Genomic DNA, 8,409 nt, shown 5'->3' with positions numbered 1-8,409 from the left:
CTGCTGATTTGTACTTGGAAGGTTCAGACCAACATCGCGGCTGGTTTCAATCGTCTTTGTTAAGTTCAGTTGCGGTGCATGCAGATGCGGGCGCGGATGCTTGTTATGGTGCGCCCTATAAAGCCGTGTTAACGCATGGTTTTACCGTCGATGCCAAGGGCATGAAGATGTCAAAATCCAAAGGTAATGTCATTGCACCGCAAAAAGTCATGAACCAGCTGGGTGCTGATGTCCTGCGGCTTTGGGTGTCAGCGACCGATTACAGTAGTGAAATGACGGTGTCAGATGAAATTTTAAAACGCACGGCCGATGCTTATCGTCGTATGCGTAATACGGCGCGTTATTTATTGTCGAACCTTAACGATTTTGACCCTGCGCAACATAGCGTTGCCATCGACGATATGATTGCTCTGGATCGCTGGGCTGTCGAGACAGCCCAGTCGCTACAGGGTGAGGTGATTGATGCCTACGAGAAGTTTGACTTTCGCCATATTTACCAGTGTGTTCATAATTTCTGCGCCAATGAATTAGGCAGCCTTTATCTTGATATTAGTAAGGACCGTCAGTACACCATGCAGGCTGATAGTCATGCGCGCCGCTCAGCGCAGACAGCGATGTTTCATATTGTCGAAGCATTATCACGTTGGTTGTCACCGATCTTGAGTTTTACTGCGGATGAGATTTGGCAATTTCTCCCTGGCAAACGTACAAACACTATTTTTGCTGAAACTTGGTATGAATTGCCTAAAGCAACGACAACGCCGGCAATTTCCGAGGCGCAGTGGCAGGATATTTTTGCAGTGCGCACCAAGATTGATGGACATTTGGAGGCGCTGCGCGTGTCAGGCGATATTGGCTCCGCGTTAGATGCTGATGTCACGGTGTTTTGTAATGGTCATGTGTTCGATTCGTTGCAGGCAGTGGGTGACGAATTGCGTTTTGCTTTTATCACCTCAGAGGCTAAGGTTTTAAATGAAAACGAAGCGTGCCAAGATGCGCCTGAAGTATCGGTTGGCGACTCTTTAATTAAGATTGACGCCTCATCATCGACCAACGAAAAATGCGAACGTTGCTGGCATCGGTGTGCAGGTATTGGTGACAATGATCAGCATCCAACATTGTGTGGGCGTTGTATCGACAATATAGAGGGGGACGGTGAGCAACGCCGTTTTTTCTAGTAATGGGGGGCGTTCTCAATCAATAAGGCCACCCTGTTGTCCCTGACAAAACGCCAAGCAAGGCGTGAGGAGAGAGATTTGCTTATTGCAAATGAACGACGAACAACACAGCCTGGCGTTTTGTCAGGGACAACCCGAAGGGCTGAGCCTGTTTTTCTGTCCAGCGGCGTTATACCCCTAGGGCACGTAGTTGCTCGCTTGTGTAGCACCACTACACCGCGCTCACTCTGCCTTGCTGGACAAAAAAACAGGCTCAGCAGGGCGGCCTTATTGATTGAGAATGCCCCCCTATGAAATCTCTTTTTAAGTTGGGCGTGACGATAGCAATAGTCGTTATTTCTATCGACCAATTCACTAAAATATGGGCATTAAATGCCTTAGTATTGCATCAGCCTGAGGCACTATTTGCGGGTCTTAATATGACGCTGGTTTATAACTCGGGCATGGCTTTCAGTATGTTTGATGAGTCAGGCGATGTTGGACGTTGGTTGTTGTCGGGCTTGGCAATTGTTATTAGTGTTGTGCTCTTGGTTTGGTTGTGGCGTCTGCATCACAGTGAGCGCTTACTGGCAGTTGCCCTGGGTTTTGTGCTTGGTGGTGCAGTAGGCAATGTGATTGATCGTATTCAATTGGGCTATGTTGTCGATTTTGTTGATGTCTATTATCAGACATGGCATTGGCCTGCTTTTAACGTTGCAGACTCGGCGATAACGCTAGGCGCTATATTACTGCTTTGGGATACGTTCTTTGGTAAGCATGAAGGCGCTGAAAAACATAATAATGACGATTAAAACAATACGATGAAAATTATTCTTGCTAACCCACGTGGTTTTTGTGCCGGTGTTGATCGTGCCATTGATATTGTTGAGCGAGTATTAGCCTTGTATGGCGCACCTATCTACGTGCGCCACGAAGTTGTTCATAATCGTTATGTGGTTGAAGGCTTACGCGGCAAAGGCGCTGTGTTCGTTGAAGAATTAGATGAAGTGCCAGATGATGCCACAGTTATTTTTAGCGCGCATGGTGTGGCGACGGCAGTTCGTGAAGAAGCCAAGCGGCGTGACTTACGTGTGTTCGACGCGATATGTCCCTTGGTGACCAAGGTGCATGTGGAAGTTGCCAGATACGAGAAAGAAGGGCGTGAGTGTGTTTTGATCGGCCATGAGGGCCACCCTGAAGTTGTCGGCACGATGGGTCAGTATCGGCGCATTGATGCTGGTGGCATGTATCTGGTTGAGACGCTAGACGATGTTAAAAACCTTTCAGTAAAAAACCCCGATACACTGGCATTCGTCACGCAAACAACATTATCGGTAGACGATACGGCGGATATTATCGACGCATTACGCGAGCGTTTCCCAAATATTCTTGGCCCACGTAAGGATGATATTTGTTATGCCACACAAAATCGCCAGGACTCGGTTAAAAACCTGGCGCAAGAAAGCGATCTTGTTTTGGTGGTGGGTTCAAAAAACAGTTCTAATTCTAACCGACTTAAAGAAATGGCTAGTCTCAGTGGTGTTGAAGCATATTTGATTGACGGTCATGAAGACGTTAAAAAAGAATGGCTAACAGGCAAGCAAGTGGTGGGCATTACGGCGGGTGCTTCGGCACCGGAAATATTGGTGCAAAATGTTATTGCGCGCCTACAAGAGTGGGGCGGTGAGTCTGTTGAAGATCAGCATGGCCGCAAAGAAACGATTCATTTTTCACTGCCGAAAGTGTTGCAATCAGTGCGGGTTGAAATATCCTAGGAGCCTGTCCGAGAATAGGAACCGTAGCGAGGGAAAGTCATTTTGAGTCAGGTTTTTCGGTTAAATGAGGCGTACCCCAAGGGCATATCCGTTGGGCAAATATTGAGCATATTTAATGAATTTAATCGGAGAATTTGGCCAAAATGGCTTTTCCGCAGTAGGTTCTCTATTCTCGGACAGGCTCCTAAGGCCAGCCATCAACAGGTGTGCCACTGCCTTTGAAATGTTGCTTTGCGCCACGGGCGTCAAGTCCATAAGTAAAGTCGCCTGCCATTGGGCTTGCGGTCTTAGGCTCAGCCTGAATAGTAAATGTACGGGCGTCTTGCGCAGTAATACTCAAATCATAGTGTTTAGTTGCCCCGTCTAATGGCGCCTCATTAGGGAATATCGCGTTGTCACCAGTAAGACTTGCACCGACATACGTTGGCGGCGGTTGGTCGACATAATATTCTTGCAATCTCGCAGCAAGTTCTACCAGCGTGGCCTGTGCATCCGTTCGGCGTACTTTGTTGACTTGTTCAACATAGCTGGGGTAGGCGATGGCCGCTAAAATTCCCACAATGGCGACGACAATCAACACTTCAATAAGTGTGAAGCCATTTTTATTATTTTTGCGCATGCTTAGGGAACCTCTAATTAATTCTGGGACAAGGTGAATGCCGAAGGCAAAGAAGGTGCCCTGGGGTACAACGAGATTGCTGACTGAAATATTTCAGACTTAGGCGCGAATCTTGTCAATAGTGGGGCTATTGATAAGATTCGCACCAACAGTAGGCGCTTAGGTGACGAAGAGCTGGGATATTTCAGTCGCAAGATTGTGTTCCATGAATTGATCAGAGGTTCCTTAGTTAAGGTTCCAACTCTACCCAGGAATGACGGCCTAACGCAAAGTTAGGCCCAAGGCTACGTATGCCCGCCACTGCCACGTTGTCAATGTCACGAATGCCGCCAGTTTCGCGCAGTCGAGTGTCATCTTCCAGCGTATTGCGAAAGTCGATAGCACGTTGTTCTTGTTCCCTTAGTTCGCTTAATGCTTCCTGGTTTGTTGTTGTTGCTGACTCGTTGTCAGTAATCTTTTGTTGATTGTCTGCCAAGTTTTGTTCGGCGTTGAGAATGGCGTCGGCATCTGCACCATCAGCAATAAGTTGAGCCAGCGCTGCGTCTAAAGCGGTTCTGTCAGCTTCTAGTACGCTGAGTTCGTCTCCTAGTCGATTGATAATAGCATCGAGGGCAGTTATTTCACGTTGTAATGCATCAAACTCAGCTTCAACATTATCAAGGTCACTAAAGCGACCAAGGCAAATGTCTTGAAACCGTTCTGGGCATTGGATAGCAGAAACAAATAAGCCATTGATCAGTGCGGTATCAACTTCGCGGCTGATAACCGCAATAGTGGGACGTGATCGAATTCCCTGGCCGAGTAATAAACCCATGGGAATATCTTCTTGTGCCGCGGTGACGCTGCCATCATCATCGCCATCGACATGGTCACTTGTCGTCAGGCTACCATCACCATTGAGATCAAGGATGGTAGTCCTTGGTGCGCCACCAGTATTGAAAGCAGGTTGTGTTAGCCAGTTCTCGCGTGGGCTAGTTATTGGGTTGAAAGTGAGCCCCTGTACCCGGCTTGCGCGGGTTTGTATTTCCGTTAAAAAGCGTTCTCCAGCAGGGTAATCAACACGCCATGCGCGGTTTGGTTCATCGCCAAACTGGTTTACAGGTGTGGTTGTTGTTGTTCTAACAAATTGTGATGGCGTATTAAAGCTATTTGGTCTTAAGGTTTGGTCAACGACCTGAGTATTGCCAGGTGCTGGCCCGTTATCGATGACACCCGGTTGCCCGTTATCGATAACGCCATAGAGACTTTGCGTGTCATTGTTGGTGAGGTCAGCATCGGTAAAAGCACGGCCGGTGCCGACATAAACGAAGTGACCACTGATGGCTACGTTGGGCACAACGTCGGGTGCGATGATGATGGGTTGGCCGTCCCCCAGCTCGAGTAGAGGCTGTCCGTTGAAGGCGACGCGCCAATCTTCTGGACTGCCACCACTGAGATCAAATTTCCATAGGTTGCCGTCTATATCACCAGCATAGGCAACATCTGCTGTATTGTTGCCGTCAATATCAATAAGAGAAGGGCTTGACAGTCCATTGGGGCCTGTATTGCCGTTGTTATCGTCCGCTGTCACCTCGCGCACAGTGCCAGTTTCAATATCAATGATGAGCAACTTCGCATTGCCAGACTCACTGTTATAGCCGTTGCCGACGACGGCATACCAACGATCATCGTTTAAGCGGGCAATGGTGGGTCGGCTGTAGCTAAAGCCGATGTCATCATCGCTGGCATCGACCTCCCACAGTAAGCGATCATTTAATGCGGCGGTTTCGGGAGAGACGTTAGAGGCGTTTGCATCGGTAATATCCAAAGCAAAAAACCCTTTGCCGCCTGCGCCTAAACCACCAACGAGTACGGTATGCCATGTACCATCAAAGAACACATCACCCGTGGCTAATTGGCCATCGACAAAGTAAGTATGAATATAAGGTTGGCGCGTCAAAGCGCCAAGGTTGGCAGTGACCATGGACGGAATATAAGCAAAGACTTCATCGCCAGTCAGCGCATCAAATGCGTGCAGCATGCCATCGTTGGCGCCGACGTAAACGCGTGGTGCACGGTTCAGGTTTGCGTTTACAAAATCAGGGTAGCTATCGAAAGTAAAGTCTTGATCAGGCGCTGCAACATATTGTGGTGGCGAGTGAATGATGTCACCCAGCACATTCAGTCTTTGGCGTAATGCGCCACCATTTTGTATTTCATTGCTGCGATCGCCACGAATAAAGTTAATAACCTGCTCAATATTCGTGGTTTGTGAGTTACTTAATATGTCGCTTTGCTGGTCTAGACTCAGTGAATCAATACGAAACGGTGTGGCATCACCAGAACCATTACCAATAATAATGTTTCGTGTGCTCGCATGATCATTATCTTCGTCTGCATCCTCAGCTGCGCGATTAAACTGTATGCGTGCTGACCAATTACCGTCGTCTGTGGTGGTAGGAACGGTTGGGACAAGATTAACTGTCGATGTGGTTTGGCCAGTAGCGCTAATATCAAGCTCGATGAGATCGCCCTGCCAGGCGCCATTTTCAAACCAGGGACGAAAGCCCTGGGCGCCACCTTCGGGGCGTAACTCCGGAACCGGCCTTAGATCATTATTGGACAGCGCAATAGGCGCTAGCCACACTTGCGGCTCGTTTGCCGGATCAAACCGTTCAGCGGCATAGACGTTAATACCTAGTGTAATACCTGCTACGGTCAAGCATATAGTTAGTGCTTTGTGTTGCATTTGCTTTCCTGTGTCTTTTTTTATCATCATCATGGCGGTTTAACCAGGGTCTGCGCTGGGGTCAGGAGCCTGCTCAGTGGCGTAAATAGACTGCACTATGCGGCGCGCACCATTGTCGTTATTGCTGTGTAGAGCGGTATTGCGGAACAAGTAAATTTCGGCACCGGCGCGTGGTGTTTCACGGCCAATGGTTATTGACTCGCCAGTGATGACTCTTGGCCCTAAATACTCGATATAGCTATCCATGAAATCGCCGTCACCGCTGGCAGCTGCATCGTCGATGAGCACCTCAACTGGATCAACTGGGTTGTCTTCATCGTATTCATTATAGATAAAGGCGGTTGTTGCAATATCTGCTAGCGATTGTTCTGCCTGGTTGAGCTGATTTTCTGCTTGCGACATCGAGCTGGTTTGAGTCTGAAAGTTACCTGCCATTAGCGTTTCAAGGCCAGATTGGCTCATTGCTGTAACACCTATTAATGTCATAACAGCAAGAATGAGAAGGCTGACTATGAGTGCGGCACCTTGTTGTTTAAGAGCGCCTTTATTCATCACATTTATTACATTGTTCACTAGATCGCCTCATTATTGCGCAACATAACCGTAGTGGTGTAGAGGTGGCGGCGGAAATTATCGTTGAAGGTAAACGTATTGCCGGCCATCTCGTAGTCGTTATCATTTTGATAGCTACCACTCGGGCATTCGTCACGAACTAAAAACCAAAGTCGCACGGCTTTAACCATGTTCCAGTCGGTGACAGCATCGGCATTGTGATATTGGTCAGGGGAGCCATCGTTATTACTGTCTTCGCCATATCGCACTTGCAAATTCTCAATGCCGCGAATGATTTCCTGGCGTTGTGGTGTGGTGCCACTATCGCTTGCAGAGATAGACAACCGCGAAAGTGTGGGGACTGCCGTTTCATTGCCATTACAATCGGCTTGCTGGTGTCCAATGTAATATGCATATGATTCAAGTTTGTTATAGGTTTTTGGGATGCCATTAATGCCATCGATGCTATCAAAATCAATATCGTTGTTTTCAATGAGCGGCGCTATCTCACCTTGCATTGGTGAACTATTTAAGTAGTATCCGCTGTTACTTACTTTATCTGTTTTTACAAGTTGAGTTGGCCGTGCGTATCGAATAATAAGCACATCACCAGATAAATAATCGTTTGATTGTGGGTTGGTTCCGGCAGCCGTGATGCAGCCGGTATAGTTGGCGGTAGGGTCGGCCAGCGCATCATTCAGGCCGAACACACTTTGTTCAATCATTGCACCCCAGGCTGCATCTGCACTACCAACACAGTTATTACTTACTGGTTGAGTGCCCGTAATGGTTATGACATCCGCATTGCCGCCCATATAGCCTGCCAAACGCAAATCCTTACTCAGTAATTCTACGGCATAGCGGCCATTTTCCTGCATACGGGCAATGCTGTCCTGGATGCTGTAGCTGAGTTTTGAGCTAATAAAGATTTGGATTAGCCCGGCCAATAAGACGAGACTGATGGTGATTGCCACCATGAGCTCGACCAGGCTAAAGCCTTTGCCAGGGAATCTTTGATTAATTCTGCGACGCTGAGATAACATGATTCAGGATCTTAAGTTAAGGTTTAGAGAATACATTTTTAGATCTGCGGCGACACCGTTACGCTCAGAGTCCCAGCGCACAGTGATGACGTAGTCAACACCGTTTTTGCTGATTTGCCCATCACCCGCAGGGAGTATATTGCCGAGGCTGGTCAGCCACTGGTCAATGTCATATTGCGCCAATTGCACTGGGGTGCAGCTTGCCGCACTACAATCGGTGTTGGTTGGGGTTTGGTTATAATCGATGGTGTATACGGTTGTACTGGACGCTTCGGTCGCTAGCACATAGTTACTATTAACCCGAATACGTTCGGCCATATCGCGTGTCAGTAAAACCGCTTGACTGCGTAAATAGGCATTGTGCCCCATGGCGAGGCCGCGGGTTTGCAGGCTGGCAAGTCCTAATAGCCCGACCGATAAAATCAGTAGCGCAATGAGCACTTCTAATAGCGTGAAGCCAGAATTTTGTTTTTTACGCTTTCTATTCATGGGGTCACTCATGCGGAGTTAAGCGCAATCTGCGCCCTCGTTACTG

The 8,409-nt window shown here is 48.1% G+C and carries 8 protein-coding genes; 3 read left to right on the top strand and 5 right to left on the bottom strand.

Going from position 1 to position 8,409, the window contains the following annotated elements; translation table 11 throughout:
• The 3 genes from JKY90_07970 to ispH form a co-directional block, all read left to right on the top strand.
• Positions 1–1,178, top strand: a 1,178-nt coding sequence (locus tag JKY90_07970) for a class I tRNA ligase family protein (GenBank protein MBL4852198.1), incomplete at its 5' end; no start/stop codon positions are given.
• 290 nt (positions 1,179–1,468) lie between these two features.
• Positions 1,469–1,969 (top strand): lipoprotein signal peptidase, encoded by a 501-nt coding sequence (locus JKY90_07965; GenBank protein MBL4852197.1) that lies wholly within the window; start codon positions 1,469–1,471, stop codon positions 1,967–1,969.
• Positions 1,970–1,978: 9 nt separating this feature from the next.
• Entirely contained in the window at positions 1,979–2,932 is a 954-nt protein-coding gene (gene ispH, locus JKY90_07960) for a 4-hydroxy-3-methylbut-2-enyl diphosphate reductase (protein ID MBL4852196.1), read from the top strand.
• A gap of 184 nt (positions 2,933–3,116) precedes the next feature.
• On the opposite strand, the gene JKY90_07955 is transcribed toward ispH, so the two are convergent.
• From JKY90_07955 to pilV, 5 genes are all read right to left on the bottom strand, one after another.
• The gene (locus tag JKY90_07955) at positions 3,117–3,551 is read right to left on the bottom strand and encodes a prepilin-type N-terminal cleavage/methylation domain-containing protein (protein MBL4852195.1); all 435 of its coding nucleotides are present in this window, start codon (positions 3,549–3,551) and stop codon (positions 3,117–3,119) included.
• A gap of 229 nt (positions 3,552–3,780) precedes the next feature.
• Entirely contained in the window at positions 3,781–6,312 is a 2,532-nt protein-coding gene (locus tag JKY90_07950) for a hypothetical protein (GenBank protein ID MBL4852194.1), read from the bottom strand.
• Between the two features lie 6 nt (positions 6,313–6,318).
• A complete protein-coding gene (locus JKY90_07945) occupies positions 6,319–6,831 on the bottom strand; it encodes a hypothetical protein (GenBank protein ID MBL4852193.1) in 513 nt (170 codons plus the stop codon).
• Positions 6,832–6,851: 20 nt separating this feature from the next.
• Positions 6,852–7,874: a PilW family protein gene (locus tag JKY90_07940; protein ID MBL4852192.1), complete on the bottom strand. Its 1,023-nt coding sequence runs from the start codon at positions 7,872–7,874 to the stop codon at positions 6,852–6,854.
• Between the two features lie 3 nt (positions 7,875–7,877).
• On the bottom strand, positions 7,878–8,375 hold the full coding sequence (pilV, locus tag JKY90_07935; GenBank protein MBL4852191.1) for a type IV pilus modification protein PilV: 498 nt from the start codon (positions 8,373–8,375) through the stop codon (positions 7,878–7,880).
• Between the last annotated feature and the right edge of the window lie 34 nt (positions 8,376–8,409).

This window comes from Gammaproteobacteria bacterium (assembly GCA_016765075.1).
In the GTDB taxonomy this organism is placed as follows: domain Bacteria; phylum Pseudomonadota; class Gammaproteobacteria.
The sequence above is the reverse complement of the archived record's forward strand: the minus strand, read 5'-3'. Positions and strand labels throughout refer to the sequence as shown.

Coding starts and splice junctions, on each gene's coding strand:
- JKY90_07965 (MBL4852197.1), top strand. CDS start 1,469: ATGAAATCTCTTTTTAAGTTGGGCGTGACGATAGCAATAGTCGTTATT.
- ispH (MBL4852196.1), top strand. CDS start 1,979: ATGAAAATTATTCTTGCTAACCCACGTGGTTTTTGTGCCGGTGTTGAT.
- JKY90_07955 (MBL4852195.1), bottom strand. CDS start 3,551: ATGCGCAAAAATAATAAAAATGGCTTCACACTTATTGAAGTGTTGATT.
- JKY90_07950 (MBL4852194.1), bottom strand. CDS start 6,312: ATGATGATGATAAAAAAAGACACAGGAAAGCAAATGCAACACAAAGCA.
- JKY90_07945 (MBL4852193.1), bottom strand. CDS start 6,831: ATGAATAAAGGCGCTCTTAAACAACAAGGTGCCGCACTCATAGTCAGC.
- JKY90_07940 (MBL4852192.1), bottom strand. CDS start 7,874: ATGTTATCTCAGCGTCGCAGAATTAATCAAAGATTCCCTGGCAAAGGC.
- pilV (MBL4852191.1), bottom strand. CDS start 8,375: ATGAGTGACCCCATGAATAGAAAGCGTAAAAAACAAAATTCTGGCTTC.